This is a genomic window from Ichthyenterobacterium magnum (genome assembly GCF_003610635.1).
In the GTDB taxonomy this organism is placed as follows: domain Bacteria; phylum Bacteroidota; class Bacteroidia; order Flavobacteriales; family Flavobacteriaceae; genus Ichthyenterobacterium; species Ichthyenterobacterium magnum.
On the sequence record NZ_RAQJ01000005.1, the window covers coordinates 52,907 to 79,095 of the forward strand.

Consider the following 26,189-nt stretch of genomic DNA (forward strand, 5'->3'; position numbering starts at 1 on the left):
TTTTTCATTATGATTTAGTTATGAATGTTTCATGATAGAAATGTATTAACGTTTGGAAATTTCGTCTCTTATTTTGGCCGCTTTTTCATAATCTTCATTAGTAACAGCTTCGTCTAAAAGGGTATTTAATTCTTGTAATGTCTTGTCTTTATAGTTATCTTGAATGCTAGCTTCAATCTCTTCAACAACAAGGTCATCTACTAAGATACTATCTTGTTCTTCACCTTCTTTTTTAGGATTTACTTTAAGGTAAATACCAGCTTTATCTAAGATGTTTTTATAAGTAAATATTGGCGCTTGAAAACGTAAAGCTAATGCAATAGCATCACTTGTACGTGCATCAATTATTTCTTCAATTTTATCACGTTCGCAAATAAGACTAGAATAAAACACACCATCTACAAGTTTATGAATAATGACTTGCTTAACCACTACATCAAACCTATCTGCAAAATTTTTAAACAAATCGTGAGTAAGTGGTCGAGGTGGTCTAATCTCTTTTTCGAGAGCAATAGCTATAGATTGCGCTTCAAAAGCTCCAATAACTATTGGTAGTTTTCTGTCGCCATCAACTTCATTCAGAATTAAAGCATATGCACCATTTTGAGTTTGGCTATATGAAATTCCTTTTATGTTTAATCTTACTAAACTCATAATTTATAAAACGCAAAGAACTGTTTAAATTAGGACTTTACCAACTGGATAAACCAGATTTAGCAATTATACGTAATTTAAACAGTCCTTAGGTAATTACAATTTATAAAAAAATATTTATTGTTGTGCTTTAAAGGTCTTTAATTTTTCTATAAGTGTTGGTACAACTTCAAAAGCGTCACCAACAACTCCATAATCTGCAGCTTTAAAGAAAGGTGCTTCTGGATCTGTGTTGATTACTACTTTTACTTTAGAGGCATTAATACCTGCTAAATGCTGAATTGCACCCGAAATACCAATAGCAATATATAAGTTTGAAGCAACAGGCTTACCTGTTTGCCCAACGTGTTCGCTATGGGGTCTCCATCCTAAATCTGATACAGGTTTTGAACATGCTGTTGCAGCACCAAGAACTTCTGCTAGTTCTTCAACCATTCCCCAGTTTTCAGGACCTTTAAGACCTCTTCCTGCTGAAACTACTATTTCTGCATCAGCAATACTTACTTTATCACTTGCTTTGTCTACAGACTCAACAGTAACGCCTAATTCTGGAACTGAAACTGAAAATTCTTCAACCGTTGCATTTCCGTTAGACGCTACTAAACCAAATGAATTATTTGAAACAGCAACTAACTTAACATCTGTGTTAATTGTTGTCATGTTAAATGCTTTGTTTGTAAACGCAGTACGTTTAACTGTAAACGGTGATGTGCTTGATGGTGCTTCAACTACATTTGAAGCAAATCCTGCATTAAGTTGTACAGCTAATAGTGGTGCTAAATATTTACTATCTGCACTAGAACTAACAATAACAACTTTTGCCTCTTCTTTTTCTGCAGCTGCTTTAATAGCACTTGCATAAGCGTTTGCATTAAATGTGTCTAGTTGGGTGTTGCTTACGTTTAAAACTTTATCAACACCATAGTTACCCAATTCACTAGCGTTACTTGTGTTTATAGTAATTGCTGTAACTGAAGTGCCTAATTGATCTGCTACTGCTTTTGCGTAAGATGCTACTTCAAAAGCTATTTTTTTTAAATTTCCGTTATCGGATTCTGTATATACTAAAACTGACATGTTTTTTCTTTTTTAATTAAATCACTTTAGCTTCGTTGTGAAGTAAACTTACTAATTCATCTATATTATCTGCGTCAACTAATTTTACTGCACCTTTAGGTGCTGGTTTTTCAAACTTAACTGAAGCTGTTTCAGTGTTAGCATTAGTTGATTCTAAAACTGTTAAAGGTTTTTTACGAGCCATCATGATACCTCTCATGTTTGGAATACGTAAATCACTTTCTTCAACTAATCCTTTTTGGCCACCAATAACTAAAGGAAGAGAAGTAGCAACAGTTTCTTTACCACCATCAATTTCTCTTGTTGCTTTAGCATTGTTTCCTTCAACCTCTAAATTGATACAGTTATTTACAAAATTAGCATTGGTTAATCCAGCTATCATACCAGGCACCATTCCGCCATTGTAATCAATAGATTCACGACCAGCGATTACTAAATCGTAACCACCATTGTTAATAACGTTAGTTAATTCTTTAGCAACAGCAAATCCATCTGTAGCTTGGGCGTTTACTCTAATTGCTGCATCTGCACCAATGGCTAAAGCTTTACGTAATGTTGGTTCAGTTTCTGGTCCTCCAACATTTACTACAGTAACATTTGCGCCTTGCTTTTCTTTAAACCACATAGCGCGCGTTAAACCAAACTCGTCATTAGGATTGATTACGAATTGTACACCATTAGTATCAAACTTTGTATCTCCATCTGTGAAATTAATCTTTGAAGTTGTATCAGGAACATGACTAATACATACTAATATTTTCATATCTCTATAAGTATTAAATAAGTATAATTTTTTGAGGTTACGAAGATAATTATTTTATTCTGAATAAGTACTATGCATGCATAGTAAATTTTATTAAAACTATAATTTATCTTTTTAAGAATTTAAATACTTTTTGTTGGTTATTGGAATTTGAGAGTTTAATGAAATAAAGTCCGTTTGAATAATTTGAAATATTAATAGTATTATTTTTAAATCGTGTTGTATTAACTATTTTTTGTCCAGAAACGTTATAAATTTCAATATTAATTATTTGGCTTTCGGAGCTGGAAACCTGTAAGTATGGATTTCCCATTATTTGAAAAGGTTTCATTCTTTCTAATGAGTTTTCTTGAACTGATAATGTGAATTCTTCAAAAGTAGCTGTATGATATCCGAAAACCATGTTATTTCTATATAAAAAAAGGGTGTTGTTTATTGTGTCTATCGTTGGGGTCAAATCACCATAATTCTGGTTAATACAAGAAATATCTAACATACTATATAGATGCTCTTCGATAAAATGGCAGGTGTTTGTTTGGTAATCGGTTTCAGTACTTATTCCTGGAGTAGATTCCCATAATTGTAAAGTATCATTAGTTGTTCCTCCTTTCAAGGCAATTGAAAAATAATTTCCGCAAGGGGTTTCATTTTGACTTTCGAGAATTAATAAGTCATTACTATTGTCATAAGTAAATGAAATTAATATATCGAGGTTATCTGGTACTGTTTCTTCTGGGCAAGGTTCTCCAATATTATCAGCTATACTACAATAGTTTCTAAGTCGAAATGTTTTATTGTCTAAAAAATTAATAAGTTCAGAACTAATACTAGTATTTACATAATTAGAACTAAATAAAAATACTTCTGGAGGAACTGATGCTTGTAATTCATTAATCAAATCTTTATTTTGGAAAAATAGAGTGTAATATTGTGATAAAGGTTCAGTATCAATCGAGGGATAGGATCTTACAAAATCATAAATTACATGATCATCAAAAATATTAGTGATATTTTGGTCTTGATGAGTTAAAGTAATTGTTCCATCTCCATTATCAGATACTGTAGGGATATTGTCTGTGTTTTCAATTTTTATATTATCTTTTTGCAAACTGCATAAAATAGAGTTTTGAGCAAACGAAATACTTATGTATAACGAAACAAATATAGCAATTAAGTAGTTTTTCATCATGTTATGATATTTAGAAACTTAAAGGTAAATAAAACTTATTAAGTTTAGTCTCATATCAATTTTAAATTGATTATAGTTTATAATCAATAATTCTTATTTTTGCTATTCGATTTAAAACAACATAAATGAAGACAATTCAATTTAGAGAAGCCATTGCTGAAGCCATGAGTGAAGAAATGCGTAGAGATGGAAGCATTTATTTAATGGGAGAAGAAGTTGCTGAATATAATGGTGCTTATAAGGCTTCAAAAGGGATGTTAGATGAGTTTGGTGCTAAACGTGTTATAGATACGCCTATTGCTGAGCTTGGTTTTGCTGGTGTGGCTATTGGGTCTACTATGACTGGTAATAGACCAATTGTAGAATATATGACTTTTAATTTTTCTCTTGTTGGAATTGATCAAATAATAAATAATGCCGCAAAAATTAGACAAATGTCTGGCGGACAATTTAAATGCCCGATTGTTTTTCGTGGCCCAACTGCTTCTGCTGGTCAGTTAGCTGCAACGCATTCTCAAGCGTTTGAAAGCTGGTTTGCAAATACACCAGGTTTAAAAGTTGTAGTACCATCAAATGTATATGATGCTAAAGGATTATTAAAATCGGCTATTAGAGATGATGATCCAGTGATTTTTATGGAAAGTGAGCAAATGTATGGTGATAAAGGCGAAGTACCTGAAGGCGAATACACAATTCCGTTAGGTGTTGCAGATATCAAACGAGAGGGAACAGATGTAACTATTGTCTCCTTTGGTAAGATTATTAAAGAAGCCTATAAAGCAGCAGACGAATTAGAGAAAGAAGGTATTTCATGTGAGATTATTGATTTGCGTACAGTTCGTCCTTTAGACAAAGAAGCAATTTTAAAATCTGTTAAAAAAACAAACCGATTGGTAATACTTGAAGAGGCTTGGCCTTTTGGTAATGTGTCTACAGAAATAACATACATTATCCAGTCTGAAGCTTTCGATTATTTAGATGCTCCAATTATAAAAATTAATACAGCAGATACACCTGCACCTTACTCACCAGTATTGTTAGAGCAATGGCTGCCAAATAAAGACGAGGTAATAAAAGCTGTAAATAAAGTAATGTATAAATAAATTACAATTTTTTGCGTTATATAAACTTCATTAACACTATTTTGCACGATTGTTGATGAAGTTTTTTTAATATGAAGAAATATCTACTTATCATAGTATTCCTATTCTTAGGAATTGTCTCAGCGGTGTCCCAAACAAAAGTTAGTGGTTATGTTATGGATGAAAATAACGATCCAGTTGCATTTGCCAATGTGTTGTTTAAAGGAACTACAGAAGGCACCATAACTAATGAAGATGGTCGTTTTTATTTAGAATCTGAAAATACTTGGGAGACTTTAATCATATCTTTTTTAGGTTATGAAGCTCAAGAAATGACGCTTGATAAAAAGGTAAACTACGATTTAAAGTTTGTTTTAAAAGAAGAAGCTGCAGCCTTAAATCAAGTCGTTATCGTTGCAGGAAAGCAATCTAAAAAAGCAGAAGAAAATCCTGCTATTGCTATTCTAAAAAAGATTTGGGAGCGTAAACGTTTAAACGGATTAAAACAATTTAAACAGTACGAGTATGACAAATACGAAAAAGTAGAGTTTGATCTTAACACTATTGATAGTGCTTTAATAAAAAGTAAACTCTTTAGAGGTATGGAGTTTGTTTTTGAAGAGGTTGATACATCCAGAGTAACAGGTAAAACATATTTGCCAATCTTTATAAATGAAGCTGTAAGTAAAGTTTATGGTGATAATATTATAAATAAAGAAAAGACCGATTTAAGAGGAAATAAAAACTCAGGATTTAGCAACAATCAAGTTATTATAGATTTTGTTGACGATTTGTATTCAGATTATAATGTATACGATAACTACTTAAAGTTTTTCGATAAAAGTTTTGTAAGCCCATTATCAAAAACAGGCGTTAATACTTATAATTATGTGTTGTCTGATAGTGCGATGATTGATAATAAATGGTGTTACAATATTATTTATTATCCGAGGCGAAAAAACGAGCTCACATTTAAAGGCGATTTTTGGGTTAATGACTCCACATATGCAGTAAAAGAAATTAATTTGCAAGCATCAAAAAGTGCTAATATAAACTGGGTAAAAGAAATTTATATTGAGCAAGAATTTGAAGTGCTTAACGATTCCTTATTCTTAATAAAGAGAGATTATATGCTTTCTGATTTTGCTTTAAATAAAAAGGAAAAATCTCGTGGTGTTTATGGTAAACGAACTACACTTTATGAGAACTATGAATTTGATAAACCTAAAGACGAAAAGTTTTATGATGAAGAGGTTTATAATTATGATAAAGATGTCTATAATAGAGACGATTCATTTTGGGAACAAAACAGATTAGAGTCTTTAAATAAAGATGAAAGAGGTGTTTACAAGATGCTTGATACATTAAAGACCGTTAAAAAGTTTAAGCGTTTATATAGTTTAGGAAGCATTTTAGCTTCAGGTTATGTTGAGTTTTCAAGCATTAACTTCGATTATGGACCAATATTCTCTACATTTGGATTTAATGAAGTAGAAGGTTTACGCATACGCACAGGAGGAAGAACCTATTTTGGACCTAACGACCTTTGGAGACTTGAAGGTTATACAGCTTATGGCTTTAGAGATAATAAATTTAAATACGGTTTGTCTGGTAAATGGCTACTAGATAAAAAGAACCGACTTATAATTTCTGGAGGTAATAGGCGAGATGTAGAGCAAATAGGAGCGAGTTTAACCACATCAACAGATGTGTTAGGGCGTAGTTTAGCATCATCATCTGTAGTAGGAACGAGTACCAATGATAAGCTTACTAATATTAATCTTTCAACTTTAGCTCTAGAAATAGAACCCATAAGAAATTTAGTATTTCGCTTAAGCGGAAGCTATCGTACACTTGAATCTGCTTCAAAAACATTTAGCTTAGATTACCTAGATCCAGAATCACTTTCTGGTGTAGCTTCAGAGATTAAACAATTTGAGTCTGCTTTATCAATATCGTATTTCCCTAAACGAAAAATGACAGGTTTTGGGGTAGAACGCAAAAATGCAAATGATAATTATGCACGCTTATTTGCACAAATATCACGTGGAGATAAAAGTATCATGAATAGTGATTTTGATTATACTAAATTGCAGTTTTCGTATATACAACCATGGCAAGTAGGTGGTTTTGGACGATTAACAACTACTATAGAATCTGGTAAAACATTTGGAGATGTACCTTTAGGACTTTTAAGTGTAGTTCCAGGGAATCAATCGTATTTTTCTATTTACAATACCTTCTCACAACTTGATTTTTATGAGTTTGTAACAGATACATATACCTCTTTGCATTTAGAACATAATTTTAATGGGCGTTTGTTTTCACGTATCCCTTTTCTTAAAAAGTATAATTTAAGAGCTATTGTTGGTGTTAGAGGTGTTTGGGGAGAATTATCTCAAAGCAATATTGATTTAAGTACAACAGGAAATCCAAACGAAATACCTTTAATTGCGCCTAGCGAAGACATATATTACGAGTACAGTGTTGGAGTTGGTAATATTTTTAAAATACTACGTATAGACTTTAATTTTAGAGGTAACTATTTAAGCAATCCAGATGCACGTAAATTTGGTGTTACAGGTAGTTTTGGGTTTTACTTTTAGAAGATTCGTTTAACGTGTTCGTGTATGGTTTGTTGCTTGGACTTAAAGATAGCAAAAAAGCAAGAACCCATTATTCAGCAGCGAGGAAAGTTCCGCAGGAAATTTCAGAAGCAATGAATTATACACGTTGTTGGCATTAGTATTTTATTTCACTCTGTCTTTTACAACTTTTGTTTTTGATAGGTAATCGTGCAATCCATTCTTAACAAATAAGTATGATATACCATCAAAAGGAATAAGTCGACATATGGTTCTTGCTATTATTTCTGAAACATTTGGTTTTGAACCATCAAATCTTACAACTTTAGTTTTAGTTATAAATTTCGCAACTGTTTTTTGAAACTTTATTTCCATTATTGCATAATATGCCAAGAAAGTTCCGAGAACTGTTATAAGAGTAAATAAACCACCAACAAAGCTGTTCGAAGTCGGGTTTATAAAAAGTCCTAGAATTATAAATATTACTAAAATCAATAAATAGGCAATGATAAAGTCAATTATGCAGTTTAAAAATCTTATTCCTGAACTAACAACATTTGAGTCAACTTTTTGTTTTTGTTCTATTTCTATAGTTGCTCGTTCTTTTATTTTTTCAAATTCGCTTTTATCGATATTCCGTTTTTCAATTTCCGCATCAGCAGCTTTGATTACAGTTGGATTATATCTTGTTCTTTCTGCTGTTACAATCTTTATTAGCTCTTCGTCTGTCCTTTCGGACATAACTTTCGCAAATTCGTTTTCCATTAGTTTGATGGTAGGTTTATATTAATGCCAATTTAATGATATGAGTCCGTTTCAATGACTTATATCAAACGTTAAACGAAGGTCGTCTATTTTTCTTATAAAGTCAAGTTAGTTTTAGTTGCTCAAACATAAACTCTTATGTATCTTTGCACTCCTTAAAAAATAGAGAAGATTATGAGTCCAAAAGGAAAATTAACTTTTGATGTTTTAATAGAAATACCAAAAGGAAGCCGTAATAAATATGAGTACGATTTTGAGTTAAATAAAATACGTTTTGATCGTATGTTGTTTTCTTCAATGATGTATCCAGGAGATTATGGATTTATTCCAGAAACATTAGCATTAGATGGTGATCCATTAGATGTATTGGTTATGGGTACAGAACCAACATTTCCAATGTGTGTGATGGAAGTAAAACCAATTGGAGTGTTCCATATGGCAGACGAAAAAGGTCCTGATGAAAAATTAATATGTGTACCAGTTACAGATCCAATCTGGAACTCTTACAATGATTTATCAGATTTAAATCCGCACCGTAAAAAAGAAATTACACATTTCTTTCAAGTGTATAAAGATTTAGAAGAAAAGAAAGTAGATGTTGGTGGTTGGGGAAATGCTGAAGAAGCTTATGATATTTTAAATAAATGTATCGAACGTTACGAAACTAGCGAGCATAAAACGAATGGTGATTTCACTATTTAAGAGTTAAAGAACTAACATATTGTTAAAAACCCTTTTGGATTACATTCAGAAGGGTTTTTTAATGTACGACGATTTTGTTACATTAGCGACCGTTAAAAACTAATCAAACAAACATAATATGGAGTCAATGATTTACATGCCAATAGTTTTGGCAGTTATAGGTTTAATTTACATGTGGATTAAACAGTCGTGGGTAATGAAACAAGATGCTGGAGATGGCAAAATGAAAGAAATTTCTGATCATATTTACGAAGGTGCTTTAGCGTTTTTAAGTGCAGAATATAGATTACTTACAATATTTGTGGTAATAGTAAGTGTAGCTTTAGCAGCTGTTTCGTTTATTGTTCCTACAACACATGTTTTAATAGTAGTTGCATTTATTTTTGGAGCTGTTTTTTCTGCTTTAGCAGGAAACATAGGCATGAAAATAGCAACAAAAACCAACGTTAGAACTACACAAGCTGCGCGTACAAGTTTACCAAAAGCCTTAAACATTTCTTTTGGAGGTGGAACAGTAATGGGGCTTGGTGTTGCTGGTTTAGCCGTTTTAGGTCTAACAGCTTTCTTTATCTTTTTCTTTCATTTTTTCATGGGCGGAGAATGGACAAATACAATGGATATGACTATTGTTCTTGAAACATTAGCTGGTTTTTCTTTAGGTGCAGAATCTATTGCATTATTTGCTAGAGTTGGTGGAGGAATCTACACAAAAGCAGCCGATGTTGGTGCCGATTTAGTTGGTAAAGTAGAAGCTGGTATCCCAGAAGATGATCCTCGTAACCCTGCAACAATTGCAGATAACGTAGGTGATAATGTAGGTGATGTTGCAGGTATGGGAGCCGATTTATTTGGATCGTATGTAGCAACAGTTTTAGCTGCAATGGTTTTAGGAAACTACGTAATTAAAGATATGGGAGGAAGCATTACTGATAATTTTGGAGGCATTGGACCAATCTTATTACCAATGGCAATTGCTGGTGTTGGAATTATCATTTCTATTATAGGAACAATGTTAGTAAGAATTAGCAACAATGATGCTAAAGAAGCTCAAGTAATGGGAGCTTTAAATAAAGGAAATATTACATCTATAGTTTTAGTTGCTTTAGCTTGTTTTGGTCTCGTAAAATGGATGTTGCCAGAGACTATGCAAATGGAATTCTTTGGAGAAGGTTTACAAGAAATTTCTTCTATGAGAGTTTTTTGGGCTACCATTGTTGGTTTAGTGGTAGGTGGAGTTATCTCTGCTGTAACTGAATATTATACTGGATTAGGAAAACCACCAATTTTAAAGATAGTACAACAATCATCTACTGGAGCAGGAACTAACATTATTGCTGGTTTAGCAACAGGTATGATATCTACTTTCCCTTCAGTATTGTTATTTGCTGGAGCAATTTGGGCATCGTATGCATTCGCAGGATTTTACGGCGTTGCATTAGCAGCTTCAGCTATGATGGCAACAACAGCTATGCAATTAGCAATTGATGCTTTTGGGCCAATCTCTGATAATGCAGGTGGTATTGCCGAAATGAGTGAGCAAGACCCAATAGTAAGAGAACGTACAGATATATTAGATTCTGTTGGTAATACAACAGCTGCAACAGGTAAAGGTTTTGCAATTGCTTCTGCTGCATTAACATCATTAGCACTTTTTGCCGCTTATGTAACCTTTACAGGAATTGACGGAATTAACATTTTTAAAGCACCTGTTTTAGCCATGTTATTTGTTGGCGGAATGGTACCAGTAGTATTTTCTGCTTTAGCTATGAATGCTGTAGGGAAAGCTGCTATGGAAATGGTACAAGAAGTACGTCGTCAGTTTAGAGATATTCCTGGAATTATGGAAGGTACAGGGAAACCAGAATACGATAAGTGTGTCGCTATTTCTACTAAAGCATCTTTAAAAGAAATGATGTTGCCAGGTTTATTAACTATAGGTTTTCCATTAATAATTGCTTTTGTTCCTATGATTTTTGGAATGGATCATATGGCTATTGCAGAAATGTTAGGTGGTTATATGGCTGGAGTTACTGTTTCTGGTGTGCTTTGGGCAATCTTCCAAAACAATGCTGGTGGTGCTTGGGATAATGCTAAAAAATCTTTTGAAGCTGGTGTTGAGATTAATGGTGAAATGACGTACAAAGGATCAGATGCCCATAAAGCAGCTGTAACTGGAGATACGGTTGGTGATCCTTTTAAAGATACGTCTGGACCATCAATGAATATCTTAATTAAATTAACTTGTCTTATTGGGTTGGTAGTTGCACCTATCTTAGGAGGTCATGCTTCAGATCATACCGAAATGGCAATTATAGATAATAATGTACAAACTGAAATGAAGGCAGATGTTTCTGGAGACATATTAGAGGTTGTTGTTATTTATAAATCTGTTAAAGAAGGTCAAGAAGTTATAGAGAAAAAACTTTTTAAAGGCTATAAAGCTGATATTAAAAAAGAGATTAATACGTTTGAAGCGCTTTTAGAAAAAGCTGGAAATTCAGTTGTAGAGATTAAAGAACTTAACTAGTTTAAAAAAAATATAATAAAAAAACCACATCATTTGATGTGGTTTTTTTATTATATAAATTGAGTGTTTTAAAATAATCCGTTTATTTGAGCATCAATTTTAGTGATGATTCCACCTAAATCTTCAGGGTTAGCAACAAAGTCTAAATTATCTACATCAATAATAAGTAAGTTACCTTTGTTATATTTACTAATCCAAGCTTCGTAACGCTCGTTTAAGCGGCTTAAATAATCAATACTAATTGAGTTTTCGTAATCACGACCACGCTTGTGTATTTGCGCTACTAAATTTTGTATAGAACTACGTAAATAAATAAGTAAATCTGGTCCTTCTACAAACGATTCCATAAGATCAAAAAGTGATTTATAGTTTTCATAATCACGATTGGTCATTAAGCCCATAGCATGCAAGTTTGGTGCAAATATATGAGCATCTTCATAGATGGTTCTATCTTGAATAATATCTTTACCACTTTTACGAATTTGAGCCACTTGACGAAACCTACTATTTAAAAAATACACCTGCAAATTAAAACTCCAGCGTTCCATTTGATTGTAGAAATCATCTAAATATGGGTTGTCTACAACATCTTCTAATTGTGGTTCCCAGTTGTAATGTTTAGCGAGTAGTTTTGTGAGTGTGGTTTTACCAGCACCAATATTTCCTGCGACTGCAAAATGCATATATTAGTTAGTTTTTAATTGGAATTCTTGAAGGATTTCATTGTCGTAAATATACAAGCTTTCGTTGGTTAGTAAAAACTGATTTATTAACAATTTAGGTGTTTTAATAGGAATAATCTCTTGAGTATTTTTAGATAAATAAGACAGTGTATTTTCAGCTTTTAAAACAAGATTTCCGTTATTTAAAACCATAGAAGTAAAGCTGTTGTTTTTTAGTTTAGAGATTAAACTCCCAAAATAATTGTACTGGTATAAATAGTCTTTAGTAAGCACCCAGCAATAGTTGTAGTCACTTTTTAAATCGATAACGTTTGACTGTATTGGTAGAGCAGAAACTCTAGTTTTATTGGCTTTATAGTCGTAAAGTTCTAACTGCTGATTATCTTGATTAAAAACCCAAAGGGTATTATCATAACCTGTTGATGTGTGTGATACATTTTTATATAACGGACTTGTATTAAAATCTACTTTAAAAATTTCTGCTAAACGATTGTCTAAAATAATTATAGTATTAAAATCTTTATAAAAGAGATTAACTTTTAAAGGGTTAAAAGCATTTGCCGAAGTAATAGTATTAAGTTGAATATTGCTGTAGCTTAACGTTTTAGTATCACTTTTTTTATAGAGTGTGTTCTTATTGAGGTAATAAATAGTTCCAAAATTGTCTATATCTACAATAGATTGAGCTTTAAGCTCGGTTTTTTTAATAAATGTAGTTTCAATGTTTTCTTGCGAAAAGAGTGTTACCGAAACAAATAGTAGTAATAATTGTATTGATTTCATACTAAACGGAAAAGTACAAAAATCAAATCATATTTTTAACAAATAAGTTTATAACCAAAACCACGAACATTTATAATTTGAATGTTTTCATCTGCTTTAAGTTTTTTTCGAAGCTTTGTAATAAAAACATCCATGCTCCTAGCAGAAAAGAAATCATCATTTCCCCATAATTTATTAAGAATTACAGAACGATCTAAAACCTGATTCTTGTTTTTTATAAGATGAAATAATAAATGTGCTTCTCTATGTGTAAGTTGCATACAGCTATCGTCTTTATATTGTAGTATTTGCTTAGGGAAATCAAACGTGAAATTACCAAATTGTAACACTTCAGATGTTTTTTGAAACTTAGTTCTGTTTAGAAGATTATGTATTCTTACAATAAGCTCTTCTATACTAAAAGGCTTTTTTAAATAATCATTTCCTCCAATAGAAAAACCTTCTACAACGTCTTGAGTTTGAGATTTAGCTGTTAAAAAAATAATAGGAATTGTATCATTAGCTTTTCTAACTTCTTTTGCTAATGTAAAGCCATCTTTTTTAGGCATCATAACATCTAAAACCAATAATTCTGGTTGCTGAGATGTATAGACACCGTATGCTTTCTCACCATTATCACAAAGCAAAACATTAAAGTTTCTAGTCTCTAAACTTTCTTTTATAATTTGCCCTAAAGCTGGCTCATCTTCTGCTAAAAGTATGGTCGTTTTTTTATCCATTAGGAAGCGTGATTTTAAAAGTTGTGAGATTGTTACTTAAGTCTAAATAAATGTTTCCTTCATGTTTTTCTACAATAGTTTTGGTATAATATAAGCCAATTCCAAAGCCTTTTATGTCATGTGTATTTCCTTTTGGAATGCGATAAAATTTTTCAAAAATTTTGTCTTTATTAGCTTTTGTAATATTATTTCCATTATCAGAAATTGAGACAGTAAATGCAAATGGGTTTTGCTCTAAAGACACTGTAATTTCATTTCCACCATATTTAATGGCGTTATCAATAATATTATTTGCAGCATTTTCAAAATGAAATTCATCAACATGTGCTATAACAGTATTTTGTGGAGGATTATATTTAATAGATTTATTGTTTGCTTGTATGTTGTGTTTCTCTATAATAAGGTTTAGTAAATCGCTTATATTACAATCTTGCTTTTGTAGTTTTAAGTTATCGCTATCTAATGTTGCGGTTTCTAGTAATTTTTCAACCATTAAATTAAGTTTGGATAGTTGGTTGTTAGACATGTCTAAATAACGCTTGGTTTTTTCTTTATCATCAATGATATTAAAATCTTTTATGCTTTCTAAAGCAACACCAATAGTTGCAATTGGCGTTTTAAATTCGTGAGTTATATTGCTAATAAGGTCATTTTTAACTTCAGATAGTTGTTTTTGACGTGTGATAATTTTAAGCAAATAAAATAAGCAGCTAATGACTGTAAGTATTAATAAAGTAGAAAGCGATATACCAAGCAAACTACGTTTAAAAGTTTCTGTAACGGGATCTTTAAAACTAAGTGAAATACGCTCGTCTGATTTTAAATAGGTAGCTTTAGCTTCTCGTTTTAAATGAAACTGAGGTTGGTTTTCCTTTTTTGAAGAATAAATTAAATCACCATTTTTATAATGACTTACGTAAAAATCATTCAATACACCTTTGTTATTTAATTCGGTAACAACAATTGAGTCTAATTTCTTGTAATCTAAAGAATCCTGTTGCATAGCGATAAAAACAGTAGAAAGTCCTTTAATAAGTTTTAAACTATCGCTTGCTTTTTTACCCCAAAACACTTTATTTGTAGTAACCGTTAGAGAATCTTTGTCAAAAGTAAGTCCGTTTTTTTTGTTTTTAGAAAGTTGTGTAAATCGTTTAGATTTTATGCTTTTTTTAGAACCTAACTTTTTATTAAGTAGTTCATCATTCTTGTCAAAAACCTCATTAAATAACACGCTATTTATACTGTCAAATTCAGATGCGTCATCAGTTGAAATATCAATAGATGTGATGCTTATCTTTTGCTCTGGCTTATGTGTTAGTTTTAAGCTATCGTGATTAAATGGGTTTAGTAAAGTGTCCCAAGCAACATGGCTAAAATTAAAGCCTATGTTATCTTCGGTATGTGTAGAGTTCACTATTGCTAAGAAATTCTCTTTAGAGATTTCGGTATAATAAGTTTCTACAGCGTTATCTAAACTCCATTGAATATCATTAAATACCTGTTGTTTATTTGTTTGGTAGTTTTTGTAATTCCAGAATACTTGTATTGCAATTGTACTTGCTATTACAAAAACAATAGTATATAAAATCCACTGATAACGCTTATCGTTCATAACTCAAAAGTAAATGTTAAAATAATTTAAAACTAATTGCTTAACACACGTTAACACTAGTTAACTATAAAATTATGTTAGAGTTGTAATCTTTGTGATGTAGAAAACAATAAAACAATTTATTATGACAAGTTTAGCAAGACTATTAATTATACCATTGATGCTCTTAGTATGTAACAACACTTACGCACAAGAATTTCAAGGTGAAGCAACGTATAAATCTCACAGGAAAGTAGATTTAAAGATGGGTGAAGACGAGATGAGCTCTGATATGAAAAAAAGTATAGCAGAGCAGCTTAAGCAGCAATTTCAGCAGACCTATACATTAAAGTTTACAAAAAACGAATCTTTTTATAAGAAGGAAGAAAAACTATCTAAGCCAAACCCAATGGCTGGAGGAATTAAGATAGAAATTTCTGATGGTACAGATTTGCTTTATAAAAACATAAAAGAAAATAGATATGCTATAGAAACAGAAATCTATGGGAAAGCATTTTTAATAAAAGACACAATAGAAAATTTAAAATGGGAATTAGGCAGTGAAACAAAAAATATTGGAGAGTATACATGTTATAAAGCAACTTATAAAGATTCTATTACTACACGAACAATAAACTCTGAAGGTGGTTTTGAAACAATAAAAAAAGAACAAGTTACAATAGCTTGGTATACACCTCAAATACCAACAGCAAACGGGCCATCAAATTTTGGAGGTTTACCAGGTTTAATTTTAGAAATTAATGATGGTGACCTCACGTTAATTTGTAGCAAAATTGTAATGAATCCTAAAGAACATTTTACAATTAAAGAACCAAAAAAAGGTAAAGAGGTCTCTCAAAAAGAGTTTGATGAAATTCAAGAAAAAAAGTCTGAAGAAATGATGGAACGTTTTCGTTCAAACAGATCTAAAGACGGAAATAGCAAAACATTTATTATTAGTTCTGGAGGATAATAGTTAAAATTAATTTTCAGAATTAAACTTTGCGTGTTTTTCATAGTCTTACTGTTGCTAAAACAGTATTTTTATAACTGATAATAAATGTTTAAATCTATGAAATTACACACAATAAAATTAAGTATAACCTTTTTGTTTTTAATAACGGCTTCAGTTTTTGCACAAGACTTTCAGGGTAAAGCCGTCTATCATTCTAAAACCACAATGGATTTAGATAGTTGGGGAAGAGGCCAAATGAGCGAAGAACAGAAAAAACGTATTGCAGACAGAATGAAAAGTATGTTCGAAAAAACATATGTATTAACCTTTAATCGATTTGAATCTACATATAAAGAAGAAGAGCGATTAGAAGCTCCAGGTCAAGGCGGTTTTGGAAGAATGATGATGGGTAATTTTACAGGAGGACCACAATACAAAAATGTTAAAGAAGCGCAGTTATTACAAGAGCAAGAGTTTTTTGGAAAGCAGTTTTTAGTTAAAGATGAGCTTCAAAAGTTAGAATGGAAAATGGATGGTGAGACTAAACAAATTGGTCAATACACATGCTTTAAAGCTACAGCAACTAAAAAAGTTGATGATATGGATTTTATGAGTATGCGAAGAAAAAGCAGAAAGAATGATGAGAAAAAAGAAGGAGAAGAAGTTAAAGATTCGGTAAAATCTGATGACCCAATGGATGAGCTAGAAGTCCCAAAAGAAATGCTTGTTACTGCGTGGTATACATTACAGGTCCCAGTAAATCAAGGCCCAGGAGAATATTGGGGACTTCCCGGATTAATATTAGAAGTTAATGCAGGTCGTACAACAATTTTATGTTCTAAAATAACACTTAATCCAGAAGAAAAGGAAGACATTAAAGCACCTACTAAAGGAAAAGAGGTAACACGTCAAGAATACAATGCTATTATGAAACAAAAAATTAAAGAGATGCGAGAAATGTATGGCGGACGTAGAGGTGGCAATTTTCATAGACGAAACTAAAACAACGAAGTTAATCTTATCAATCAAAAGACATAAGTCTTGTAAACAGGCTTCAATCAAAAAATAATCATGAAAAAAATAATAGGCATAATGCTACTTATAGTAGCTGGGCAAACCTTTGCTCAAATTAAGGTAGAAGGCATTGTAAAAGATAGCGTTGGTTCGCCTTTAGAATTGGCAAATGTTATAGCAATTAACCAAAGCACAAAAATACTTGAGTCGTATGGTGTAACTAATGATAAAGGAAAATATAAACTGTCATTAGAAAAAAATACAACCTATAAACTACAGGTGAGTTACATAGGGATGAAGACTTTTGAAGAAGTTATTACAACAAAAGAGCTTAATATAGCTAAAGACTTTTCTTTAAAATCTGATAATGCACTTGATGCTGTAGAGCTTACTTATGAGATGCCAGTAACTATAAGCGGTGATACATTAACATATAACGCAGACTCCTTTAAAAATGGAACAGAACGTAAATTAGAAGATGTTCTTAAAAAACTACCAGGTGTAGAAGTTAATGATGATGGAGAGATAGAAGTAGAAGGTAAAACCGTAAGTAAAGTTATGGTTGATGGGAAAGATTTTTTTGATGGCGACTCAAAATTAGCAACAAAAAATATTCCCGCTAACGCAGTAGATAAAGTGCAGGTTTTAAAAAATCATTCTGAAATAAGTCAACTAAGTGGCGTTACTAATAATCAAGATAATATTGCGATTAATATTAAGCTTAAAGAAGGGAAGAAGAATTTTTGGTTTGGTAATGTTACAGCTGGAGCTGGAGTGGCAGACGACGAAGGATTATATTTGGTACAACCAAAATTATTTTATTATAGCCCAAAGTATAGTGTAAACATTATTGGAGATTTAAATAATATAGGCGAAGTCGCTTTTACAAGACGTGACTATTTTAATTTTTCTGGCGGATTTAATATGCCTAGCAGACAAAGTGGCACAAATTTAAATTTAGGAAATAATAACCTTGGGTTTTTAACACTTCAAAATAATAGAGCTAAAGATATTAACACCAAATTTGGAGCAGCAAATTTTAGTTACTCACCTAATAAGGCTCTAGATATTTCTGGATTTGGAATTTTTACAAGTAGCAGAATAGATTTACAAGAAAATAGAGCAGTTCAATATACAGATCCAGATTTAGGAATTCCTAACGAAGATACACAAAGTAATACAGAACAAAAGAGTGATTTAGGGATGCTTAAATTGAGCGCAAAGTATAAACCAAACGCCAATAATCAATTAGATTATGAAGTATTAGGAAGAACCTCTAAAGAAACACAAAACCAAAATTTTGTATCCTCAGTTACAGGTAATATTGATCAGGTTGAAGAAACAAGTCCTTTTAGTTTAAATCAAAGCTTAAACTACTATTATACGCTCAATGATAATAACATTTTTGCATTAGAAGCACATCACCTTATTCAAGATGAAGACCCATTTTATAATGCGCTTTTAGAAAATGATGCAACAAATAATGAAGAAAATAACCCAGAAGATAGAGATGCATTTGATGACACAGCATCAGGGCTTGGTTTAGACCAAACTTTAGACAACTATAATATCGCGCAAGACAAACGTATTAAATCTAATCAATTAGATGCTAAATTAGATTATTGGAATATTTTAAACCTAAAGAGTAACATTAATTTTACACTAGGTACCATTCTAAGTAAACAAAATTTTGATAGCAATATCTTTCAGTATTTAGATAATAATACTGTGTTTAATCCAACACCAGACTTTAATGATGGGTTAGACACAAATGATACTGAGTATAATTTTAGCGACATTTATTTAGGAGTACATTATAGACTAAAAAGTGGGATATTTACCTTTACACCAGGGTTTTCAACACATGCGTATAGTTCTAAAAACACACAATTTGGCACAGAGTTTAAAGACAATTTCTTTAGAGTTTTACCAGATTTTAATATGCGTATGCAATTAAAAAAGAGCGAGCAAATTGTATTAAACTATACTATGCAAACTCAGTTTACAGATGTTACGCAATTAGCACGAGGTTTAGTAATGAATAATTACAATTCATATTATTTAGGAAACCAAGAACTACAAAATGCAACATCACATAATATAAATTTAGGGTACTACAGTTTTAATATGTTTAACTATACCAATGTTAGAGCGTATTTAAACTATAGCAAACGTATTAATCAAATTAGAAGCTTATCAAATTTTGAAAATGTGATTAGAACGAGTTCGCCTTTTAATTCAGGGTTTGCAGACGAAACCTTTACAGCCTTTGGGCAATTTCAACGAAGTTTTAATAAAATAAGAGCAACAATTAGCGGAAATTTAAATTACTCAAAATTTAATCAGTTTATTCAAAACAGACAATCGGTAAATGAAAATTACACGCAATCCTATAGAGCACAATTACGTACCAATTTTAGAGAAGCACCAAATGTAGAACTATCGTATCGTCATACCATACAAGATAATGATCAAGGTACAAGCAGAACTAAATTTTATACCAAAGCACCATCAATAGAGTTTGATGCTTACATCTGGAAAACAATTACATTTAGAACCGACTTCTCGTACACTAACGTAAGTGATGACAACGGAGCTTTAAATGACTATGAATTTTGGAACGCATCATTATCGTACAGAAAAGACAAAGACGCTAAGCTGGAGTATGAGCTTAAGGCAACAAATTTATTAGATACAAAATCGCAAATAAATACTAGCTCAGGAAACTTCTCAGTAAGTACTACAGAGTATTTTATACAACCCCGATTTTTAACCTTTAGGTTGCGCTATGAGTTGTAATAATTTGGCGTTCTGTTTTAGACTCTAAAACAGCAGGCTATTCGCTATATCTTTTTTGTAAAATCAAAAAAGGATGCCGCTACTATCCTTAACGCAAAATAAAAATGCTCTCACATATTGTGAGAGCATTTTTATTTGAGTCAATACGTATTAATAATCTCTTATTACATGAATTATTCCTGTAATTGTATGAGAGTTTCCGTTAAAATCTTCATAGCTACCACTAAAGTTAATGTCAATATACTCACCAACATTTCCAATGCTAGTAAGATTATATATAATATTATTATTCGTGTTAGACATACTTAAACACTCTACAATGTTAAGCCCAGTATCATTGACGTTATTCCAGTCTAGATGATTATAAGTGCCAACATAAGGAGCATCGTTTAGATTGCCTGTTAAATAAAAACAATTGACATCACTTTGAGCGCTAATGTTAAGGTCAAAATTTCCAGTTTGTCCCGTGCCAGAGTAAAAATTTGCTTCAATAAAATCAAAGATAAATACTGTTTCAGTATCATCAATGGTATATTGAATAAACTCAGTAATACTATTACAAGACGTAATGGCTCCAATATTTGTTGATGGTGTTGTAAATGTATAACTAATACTATCTGTAGATTGTAAGTTTATATAGTCACTACCTTTTATTTTAAATGTATTATCATTTGCACAACGAATGAGGTTGATTTCAAAACTACCATCTGTAACCACGTCTGTAAAGGTTTGGTTGGCATAAGTTAATTGCACATAGCCGCCAGTTACAGGGTTACCATTGCAAGTATTGAAAACTCCTGTAACCGTTTCTGTAATTATATCTGGACTATCTAATACTATAATAGAAATATTAGAGTCCTCATTAAATGGACCAATAGATGATGTGTAAATTGCAGTATTTCCGCAAATATCATAATTATAAACATTAAGTTCTAAAGTTTCACCACTTGGTACTAAACCACAAACTTCACCATTTTCATTTGTATATCCTCCTCGTGTTCCATAAGTAGAACTTGCTATACTAACATTCAAATTGTTTATAGTATTTCCAAATTCATCATTTACAGTTACGCATAGGTTAGCAGTTTCAGCAGGTATGTCACAATTCCAAAAAGAAAAATGCGTTACAGTACCAATATACGTGTTGCCAACTAAAGTAGCTTGTCCATCCTCTATCCAATAGCCATTAACTTCATCAAAATACCATAAAGGTATTGTAGTAGGTGCATTTGTTATTAATGACGCATCTAAAGGGACTTTAATTTCGGCAGCAGAACCTTCAGCTAAATTTAAATCTTCGCCACTATCACCTCTAAGTTCAATAGCAAGCATCCCAAAGGTTTGCAGCATGCGTTCTTCGTTTTGACTATTTGCAGCATATAGCATTCCAGGCATCTGTGCATTCATATTTTCATTAACCGGATCTAAATGATGCATAATAACATTAACGTTACCAGAATAAACTGTTCCATTTTCTTTTATATAATCACCTTCTAAACTTACAGAAGCACCATTAGGTAATGCAATAGTTTCAGGAGTGCCACTTGATGTTGTTCCAGCAACAATTTCCTCTAATAACATTATAGAGACTTTATTAATTCCTGTACTTGGCACAAGAGCTCTTGATCCATGAATGTATCCAACTTTTTCAGCTTTCACATAAGCAAAACGTTGATTCACTGAGGCATTGTTAATAATAAAAATACCATTAGTATCTGTTGTAGCTATTGAGTTTCCAATTGTAATGGTTACATTTTCAATTGGGTTATGATTACTGTCAATTACAGTTCCTAAAAAGTTACGATTTATGTTACTTCCAAAATTTTGAGCAAAAGCTGTAGGGTTTGGTTCTTGGTTGTTGTTTTCGTTTGTGGGGCTGTCATCATTATTACATGAAGAAAGTGTTAAGGTTAAAAACAAAAAAATAAAAAATGCTTTGGTAAATCTTTGATTTGGGTTCATAGAATTTGAGTTTATTAATAGTTGTGTTTTTATATAAAACAGCTTAAAGTTTAAAAATCCTACCGATGGGGTTATTGTATTTAGATGATTAAATAATAAAAACAAAAAAACCTACAACTCTTGAGACTTGTAGGTTTTGCAATAATAATTTATATGTTATATGTTAAAAGCAGCTTTAACTTTCTCTACATAATCTAATTTTTCCCAAGTAAACAATTCTACATCTGTAGTTAAAGAGTTGCCATTTGGTTGTTCGAAAGTTTTAGAAACGATTTCGTTTTGTCTTCCCATATGGCCATATGCAGCAGTTTCGCTATACATAGGTTGGCGTAATTTTAAACGTGCTTCAATTGATGCTGGTCGCATGTCAAAAATAGCTTTTACTTTTTCAGCAATCTCACCATCAGTCATATTAAATGGGCAAGTACCATAAGTATCTACAAAAATTGAAGTAGGTTCTACTACACCAATAGCATAACTAACCTGTACTAAAATTTCGTCACAAACTCCAGCAGCAACTAAGTTTTTTGCAATATGGCGTGTAGCATAAGCTGCACTACGATCTACTTTACTTGGGTCTTTACCAGAAAAAGCACCGCCTCCATGAGCACCTTTGCCACCATAGGTGTCTACAATAATTTTACGTCCGGTTAATCCGGTATCTCCATGAGGCCCACCAATAACAAATTTTCCTGTTGGATTTATATGGTAAGTAATCTCATCATTAAATAATACTTGTATGTGTTGAGGTAATTTAGCAACAACTCGTGGTATTAAAATGCCAACAATATCCTTTCGGATTTTTGCTAACATGGTTTCATCATTATCGAAATCATCATGTTGTGTAGAGACAACAATGGCGTCAATACGTTGAGGTAAGTTATCATCACTATATTCAATGGTAACCTGACTTTTAGAATCTGGTCTTAGGTAAGTGATGTCCTTGTTTTCACGTCTTAAAGCTGCTAATTCTTTTAAAATTAAATGCGATAAGTCTAAAGCTAAAGGCATGAAATTTTCGGTTTCACGAGTTGCATAACCAAACATCATTCCTTGGTCACCAGCACCTTGCTCTTCTTTGCTCGCTCTATCTACACCTCTGTTAATATCATCAGACTGTTCATGAATTGCAGAAAACACACCACAAGAATTACCATCAAACATATATTCACTTTTGGTATAGCCAATATTATTTATAGTCTCTCTTGCAATTTTTTGAACATCTAAATAGGTGTTAGATTTTACTTCACCAGCTAAAACAACTTGACCAGTAGTTACTAAAGTCTCACAAGCTACTTTAGAGTCTTTATCAAAAGCTAAAAAGTTATCAATTAAAGCATCACTAATTTGGTCTGCTACTTTATCTGGGTGTCCTTCAGATACACTTTCTGAAGTGAATAAATATGCCATAAATCTCTTTAAATTATAAGTGTTATGAAAAAATAATCGAGATTGCTTTGTCGCTAGAGGAGTTGAAAAATAACTGCTTTAGCATTTTTTTATGAGGTTGCAATCAGAACAAATTTTCCTCTAAAATTTGGCAACAAAAATACACATAATATTATAACTATAAAACAACTACCAAAGTTAAAGTTATGACAATTGTTTAATAATAATCTAACACCTTTAAAGAATAATTATATGTTAAACCAGATATATTTTAGTTTTCAGTTAAGTTTTGTTTACTTTGAATTAAAATAAAACATATGAGAATAGCTATAATTGGAGTTGGAAATCTAGGTTTATCTATAGCCAAAGGGTTATTGTCAAATGACATGCTTACGTCGCTGTATTTAACTAAACGACATATTAACGAATTAGAAGTGTTAAAAGCTGATAAAAAAGTTATTATTACAAGTGATAATGGCTTAGCGATTGAAAATTCTGATGTCATCATTTTTGCTGTACAACCTAATCATTTATCAGCAGTTCTACGAAAAAACACACAATACTTAAAACCAAAACACACTTTAATTTCTACTATTACAGGATTTTCTATTGAAAAAATTGAAGCTATTATTGGAGATAAGCATTCTGTTATTAGAGCCATGCCAAATACAGCAATTGCAGTAGGAAAATCGATGACTTGTATTTGTAGTAATGAGAAAGCACAACTAAAACTCAATATAGCTAGAAAAATATTTGATACACTAGGAGCAACTTTAGTAATACCAGAAAAACAAATGCAAGCTGCAACTGTGGTTTGTGCAAGCGGTGTTGCTTTTTGGATGCGTTTAATTAGAGCAACAACACAAGCGGCTATTCAATTAGGGTTTGATGCTAAAGAAGCACAAGAATTAGCAATGCATACTTGTGAAGGTGCAGCAAGCTTATTAATTACTACAGGCAATCATCCTGAACAAGAAATAGACAAAGTTACAACGCCAAAAGGATGTACCATTGAAGGCCTAAATGAAATGGAGCATAAAGGACTAAGTTCTTCTTTAATACAAGGTATGGTTAGGTCGTTTAATAAAATAAATAGTATTAAAAATGAGCAACTTTAATAAGTTAATTTCATAATCTTGATTGAAATTTCTTGAGTTAAAATTATTCAACTTTTATTATTAAAAATGTTTAAAGTTGTTAAGAATGTTAGAGAAGATTTATTTGAGAGACTATAAATGCAAAAGTATTAGCCTGACATAAACTTAACAATTTCTTTGAATTGAGTTTAAGTTGAAAGCAACTAAAAACAGGAAATTAGCGTATATCAATTCGATGTGTATTTAAATTAAATTATGAGGAAGTATAAATTAGAAATACGATTTATTTTACAAGTATTTCTATTAGCGCTTACAGCTTTATGTGTAGCCTATTTTAGAACACAATAGCGTAGTAATTAAAAGAATTTCTGTTTTCAGAATAGTGTGAATGTAAAGAAATTATTAATGGCTTGTCGTTACTAGATTATAACTATAGTATATAAGTGATATTTATTAATAATAGGCTTGTATTAAATTAAGTGTAATCTTCTGTCAAATTACTGCTGGATATATCTTATTTTTGCAGAAATTTTAAGACCAACAATTAGCATTATAATTTCATGAAAACATCAACATTAGCAGAAGGTTTAAAAGGGTCAGAAATCATTAAAATTGCTGGAGAAGTAAATGCTTTAAAAGCGCAAGGAGAAGTTGTTTACAACCAAACTATTGGTGATTTTGATTCTAGTATTTTTCCTATTCCAAAAGAATTAAAAAGTGCTATAGTAGATGCGTATAATGATGATCAAACTAATTATCCTCAAGCTAACGGAATGCAGCCACTTAGAGAAAGCGTATCTAATTATCTTTCTCGAAGGTTAGGATTAGACTATGCTTCAGATGAAATTTTAATTTCTGGTGGTGCTCGCCCTTTAATTTATGCAATCTACCAAACAGTTTTAGATGTTAATGACAAAGTGTTGTATCCTGTTCCGTCATGGAATAATGATGCGTATACCTATTTGGCAAGAAATAGAGCTGTAGTTGTTGAAACTAAGGCAGAAAACAAATTTATGCCAACAGCAGATGATATTAAGCCTCATATACAAGATGTAAATTTAATTGCATTGTGCTCGCCTTTAAATCCAACAGGAACCACATTTACAAAAAACGGATTATTAGAGGTTTGTGAGTTGGTTGTTAAAGAAAATAAACGTAGAGCTTCGTTAGATTTAAAACCGTTATACGTGCTATATGATCAAATTTATTGGCAACTTACATATAATGAAACCAAACATTATAATCCTGTAGAGTTATTGGCTGAAATGCGTGATTATACAATTTTTGTTGATGGTATTTCTAAAGTGTTTGCAGCTACAGGAGTTAGAGTTGGTTGGGCTTTTGGACCTAAACATGTTATTGATAAAATGAAAGCGATGCTTAGCCATATTGGTGCTTGGTCTCCAAAAGCTGAGCAAATGGCAACTGCTAAATATTTAAAAAATGATGTAGCAGTATCTACATATCTAACACATATTAAATCAGAATTAAGTTTTAGGTTGGTTGAGTTTTATAAAGGGTTCACTAGTTTAAAGGCTAAAGGTTATAATGTTAATGCCATTGAGCCAGAAGCGGCTTTGTATTTAACAGTTCAGTTTGATTTAATAGGAAAAAAGACGCCATCAAGAGAAGAGCTAACAACAATAAAAGAAGTAACAAGCTATCTTTTAAATGAAGCTAAATTAGCAATAGTTCCTTTTTATGCTTTTGGGACATCTAGAGATTCTAACTGGTTTAGATTATCGGTTGGAACATCAAAAAAAGAAGAGATTTCTACAATTTTTGAATTGTTAGAAAACGCATTGCGTAAGTTGTCGTAATTTCATTTCAATTATTCCAGTACATTTGCCTCA

General features: G+C 31.7%; 20 protein-coding genes. 9 read left to right on the forward strand and 11 right to left on the reverse strand.

Annotated features, from left to right (window positions below):
• Nucleotides 1–45: 45 nt before the first annotated feature.
• The 4 genes from BXY80_RS11625 to BXY80_RS11640 all read right to left on the reverse strand — a co-directional run bounded on the left by BXY80_RS11625 (nt 46) and on the right by BXY80_RS11640 (nt 3,683).
• Nucleotides 46–654 (reverse strand): bifunctional nuclease family protein, encoded by a 609-nt coding sequence (locus BXY80_RS11625; RefSeq protein WP_120202127.1) that lies wholly within the window; start codon nt 652–654, stop codon nt 46–48.
• A 117-nt stretch (nt 655–771) separates the two neighbouring features.
• On the reverse strand, nt 772–1,731 hold the full coding sequence (locus BXY80_RS11630) for an electron transfer flavoprotein subunit alpha/FixB family protein (protein ID WP_120202129.1): 960 nt from the start codon (nt 1,729–1,731) through the stop codon (nt 772–774).
• 16 nt (nt 1,732–1,747) lie between these two features.
• Complete coding sequence (locus BXY80_RS11635; RefSeq protein WP_120202131.1) at nt 1,748–2,494, reverse strand: electron transfer flavoprotein subunit beta/FixA family protein; 747 nt, start codon at nt 2,492–2,494, stop codon at nt 1,748–1,750.
• Between the two features lie 106 nt (nt 2,495–2,600).
• On the reverse strand, nt 2,601–3,683 hold the full coding sequence (locus BXY80_RS11640) for a T9SS type A sorting domain-containing protein (RefSeq protein ID WP_120202133.1): 1,083 nt from the start codon (nt 3,681–3,683) through the stop codon (nt 2,601–2,603).
• A gap of 125 nt (nt 3,684–3,808) precedes the next feature.
• Here BXY80_RS11640 and BXY80_RS11645 point away from each other — a divergent pair, with 125 nt between their 5' ends.
• Together BXY80_RS11645 and BXY80_RS11650 are read left to right on the forward strand one after the other, a co-directional pair.
• Nucleotides 3,809–4,786 (forward strand): pyruvate dehydrogenase complex E1 component subunit beta, encoded by a 978-nt coding sequence (locus BXY80_RS11645; RefSeq protein WP_120202135.1) that lies wholly within the window; start codon nt 3,809–3,811, stop codon nt 4,784–4,786.
• A 71-nt stretch (nt 4,787–4,857) separates the two neighbouring features.
• Complete coding sequence (locus BXY80_RS11650) at nt 4,858–7,371, forward strand: DUF5686 and carboxypeptidase-like regulatory domain-containing protein (protein ID WP_120202137.1); 2,514 nt, start codon at nt 4,858–4,860, stop codon at nt 7,369–7,371.
• A gap of 144 nt (nt 7,372–7,515) precedes the next feature.
• Here BXY80_RS11650 and BXY80_RS11655 read toward each other — a convergent pair whose 3' ends face one another.
• Nucleotides 7,516–8,115: an RDD family protein gene (locus tag BXY80_RS11655; RefSeq protein ID WP_120202139.1), complete on the reverse strand. Its 600-nt coding sequence runs from the start codon at nt 8,113–8,115 to the stop codon at nt 7,516–7,518.
• Between the two features lie 174 nt (nt 8,116–8,289).
• Between BXY80_RS11655 and BXY80_RS11660 the strand changes: the two genes are divergently transcribed.
• Together BXY80_RS11660 and BXY80_RS11665 are read left to right on the forward strand one after the other, a co-directional pair.
• The gene (locus BXY80_RS11660) at nt 8,290–8,817 is read left to right on the forward strand and encodes an inorganic diphosphatase (RefSeq protein ID WP_120202141.1); all 528 of its coding nucleotides are present in this window, start codon (nt 8,290–8,292) and stop codon (nt 8,815–8,817) included.
• A 118-nt stretch (nt 8,818–8,935) separates the two neighbouring features.
• Nucleotides 8,936–11,344, forward strand: coding sequence for a sodium-translocating pyrophosphatase (locus BXY80_RS11665; protein WP_120202143.1), 2,409 nt, complete (start codon nt 8,936–8,938; stop codon nt 11,342–11,344).
• Between the two features lie 68 nt (nt 11,345–11,412).
• On the opposite strand, the gene BXY80_RS11670 is transcribed toward BXY80_RS11665, so the two are convergent.
• Genes BXY80_RS11670 through BXY80_RS11685 form a run of 4 tightly spaced genes read right to left on the reverse strand, consistent with a single transcriptional unit; the run spans nt 11,413 to nt 15,141 of the window.
• Nucleotides 11,413–12,027, reverse strand: a complete 615-nt coding sequence (locus tag BXY80_RS11670) for a deoxynucleoside kinase (RefSeq protein WP_120202144.1) — start codon at nt 12,025–12,027, stop codon at nt 11,413–11,415.
• 3 nt (nt 12,028–12,030) lie between these two features.
• Nucleotides 12,031–12,810, reverse strand: coding sequence for a hypothetical protein (locus BXY80_RS11675; RefSeq protein WP_120202146.1), 780 nt, complete (start codon nt 12,808–12,810; stop codon nt 12,031–12,033).
• Between the two features lie 35 nt (nt 12,811–12,845).
• On the reverse strand, nt 12,846–13,529 hold the full coding sequence (locus BXY80_RS11680) for a response regulator transcription factor (RefSeq protein ID WP_120202148.1): 684 nt from the start codon (nt 13,527–13,529) through the stop codon (nt 12,846–12,848).
• Complete coding sequence (locus BXY80_RS11685) at nt 13,522–15,141, reverse strand: sensor histidine kinase (protein WP_120202150.1); 1,620 nt, start codon at nt 15,139–15,141, stop codon at nt 13,522–13,524. Before BXY80_RS11685 ends, BXY80_RS11680 begins: the two co-directional genes overlap by 8 nt.
• 124 nt (nt 15,142–15,265) lie before the next feature.
• Between BXY80_RS11685 and BXY80_RS11690 the strand changes: the two genes are divergently transcribed.
• From BXY80_RS11690 to BXY80_RS11700, 3 genes are all read left to right on the forward strand, one after another.
• A complete protein-coding gene (locus BXY80_RS11690; protein ID WP_120202152.1) occupies nt 15,266–16,093 on the forward strand; it encodes a GLPGLI family protein in 828 nt (275 codons plus the stop codon).
• A gap of 99 nt (nt 16,094–16,192) precedes the next feature.
• Nucleotides 16,193–17,077, forward strand: coding sequence for a GLPGLI family protein (locus tag BXY80_RS11695; RefSeq protein WP_120202315.1), 885 nt, complete (start codon nt 16,193–16,195; stop codon nt 17,075–17,077).
• Nucleotides 17,078–17,146: 69 nt separating this feature from the next.
• Nucleotides 17,147–19,888 (forward strand): outer membrane beta-barrel protein, encoded by a 2,742-nt coding sequence (locus BXY80_RS11700; protein WP_120202154.1) that lies wholly within the window; start codon nt 17,147–17,149, stop codon nt 19,886–19,888.
• A 150-nt stretch (nt 19,889–20,038) separates the two neighbouring features.
• On the opposite strand, the gene BXY80_RS11705 is transcribed toward BXY80_RS11700, so the two are convergent.
• Together BXY80_RS11705 and metK are read right to left on the reverse strand one after the other, a co-directional pair.
• Entirely contained in the window at nt 20,039–21,850 is a 1,812-nt protein-coding gene (locus tag BXY80_RS11705) for a carboxypeptidase-like regulatory domain-containing protein (RefSeq protein WP_120202156.1), read from the reverse strand.
• A gap of 156 nt (nt 21,851–22,006) precedes the next feature.
• Entirely contained in the window at nt 22,007–23,260 is a 1,254-nt protein-coding gene (gene metK, locus BXY80_RS11710; RefSeq protein ID WP_120202158.1) for a methionine adenosyltransferase, read from the reverse strand.
• A gap of 296 nt (nt 23,261–23,556) precedes the next feature.
• On the opposite strand from metK, the gene proC reads away from it, so the two are divergent.
• Together proC and BXY80_RS11720 are read left to right on the forward strand one after the other, a co-directional pair.
• A complete protein-coding gene (gene proC / locus BXY80_RS11715) occupies nt 23,557–24,357 on the forward strand; it encodes a pyrroline-5-carboxylate reductase (protein ID WP_120202160.1) in 801 nt (266 codons plus the stop codon).
• Between the two features lie 539 nt (nt 24,358–24,896).
• A complete protein-coding gene (locus BXY80_RS11720; RefSeq protein WP_120202162.1) occupies nt 24,897–26,156 on the forward strand; it encodes a pyridoxal phosphate-dependent aminotransferase in 1,260 nt (419 codons plus the stop codon).
• Nucleotides 26,157–26,189: the final 33 nt, after the last annotated feature.

Excerpts from the sequence above, each read along its gene's own strand:
- BXY80_RS11695 (WP_120202315.1), top strand. The coding sequence starts at position 16,193 with ATGAAATTACACACAATAAAATTAAGTATAACCTTTTTGTTTTTAATA.
- BXY80_RS11705 (WP_120202156.1), bottom strand. The coding sequence starts at position 21,850 with ATGAACCCAAATCAAAGATTTACCAAAGCATTTTTTATTTTTTTGTTT.
- BXY80_RS11655 (WP_120202139.1), bottom strand. The coding sequence starts at position 8,115 with ATGGAAAACGAATTTGCGAAAGTTATGTCCGAAAGGACAGACGAAGAG.
- BXY80_RS11720 (WP_120202162.1), top strand. The coding sequence starts at position 24,897 with ATGAAAACATCAACATTAGCAGAAGGTTTAAAAGGGTCAGAAATCATT.
- BXY80_RS11700 (WP_120202154.1), top strand. The coding sequence starts at position 17,147 with ATGAAAAAAATAATAGGCATAATGCTACTTATAGTAGCTGGGCAAACC.
- BXY80_RS11690 (WP_120202152.1), top strand. The coding sequence starts at position 15,266 with ATGACAAGTTTAGCAAGACTATTAATTATACCATTGATGCTCTTAGTA.
- BXY80_RS11665 (WP_120202143.1), top strand. The coding sequence starts at position 8,936 with ATGGAGTCAATGATTTACATGCCAATAGTTTTGGCAGTTATAGGTTTA.
- metK (WP_120202158.1), bottom strand. The coding sequence starts at position 23,260 with ATGGCATATTTATTCACTTCAGAAAGTGTATCTGAAGGACACCCAGAT.
- BXY80_RS11630 (WP_120202129.1), bottom strand. The coding sequence starts at position 1,731 with ATGTCAGTTTTAGTATATACAGAATCCGATAACGGAAATTTAAAAAAA.
- BXY80_RS11670 (WP_120202144.1), bottom strand. The coding sequence starts at position 12,027 with ATGCATTTTGCAGTCGCAGGAAATATTGGTGCTGGTAAAACCACACTC.
- BXY80_RS11635 (WP_120202131.1), bottom strand. The coding sequence starts at position 2,494 with ATGAAAATATTAGTATGTATTAGTCATGTTCCTGATACAACTTCAAAG.
- BXY80_RS11685 (WP_120202150.1), bottom strand. The coding sequence starts at position 15,141 with ATGAACGATAAGCGTTATCAGTGGATTTTATATACTATTGTTTTTGTA.
- BXY80_RS11650 (WP_120202137.1), top strand. The coding sequence starts at position 4,858 with ATGAAGAAATATCTACTTATCATAGTATTCCTATTCTTAGGAATTGTC.
- BXY80_RS11675 (WP_120202146.1), bottom strand. The coding sequence starts at position 12,810 with ATGAAATCAATACAATTATTACTACTATTTGTTTCGGTAACACTCTTT.
- BXY80_RS11625 (WP_120202127.1), bottom strand. The coding sequence starts at position 654 with ATGAGTTTAGTAAGATTAAACATAAAAGGAATTTCATATAGCCAAACT.
- BXY80_RS11680 (WP_120202148.1), bottom strand. The coding sequence starts at position 13,529 with ATGGATAAAAAAACGACCATACTTTTAGCAGAAGATGAGCCAGCTTTA.
- proC (WP_120202160.1), top strand. The coding sequence starts at position 23,557 with ATGAGAATAGCTATAATTGGAGTTGGAAATCTAGGTTTATCTATAGCC.
- BXY80_RS11645 (WP_120202135.1), top strand. The coding sequence starts at position 3,809 with ATGAAGACAATTCAATTTAGAGAAGCCATTGCTGAAGCCATGAGTGAA.
- BXY80_RS11660 (WP_120202141.1), top strand. The coding sequence starts at position 8,290 with ATGAGTCCAAAAGGAAAATTAACTTTTGATGTTTTAATAGAAATACCA.
- BXY80_RS11640 (WP_120202133.1), bottom strand. The coding sequence starts at position 3,683 with ATGATGAAAAACTACTTAATTGCTATATTTGTTTCGTTATACATAAGT.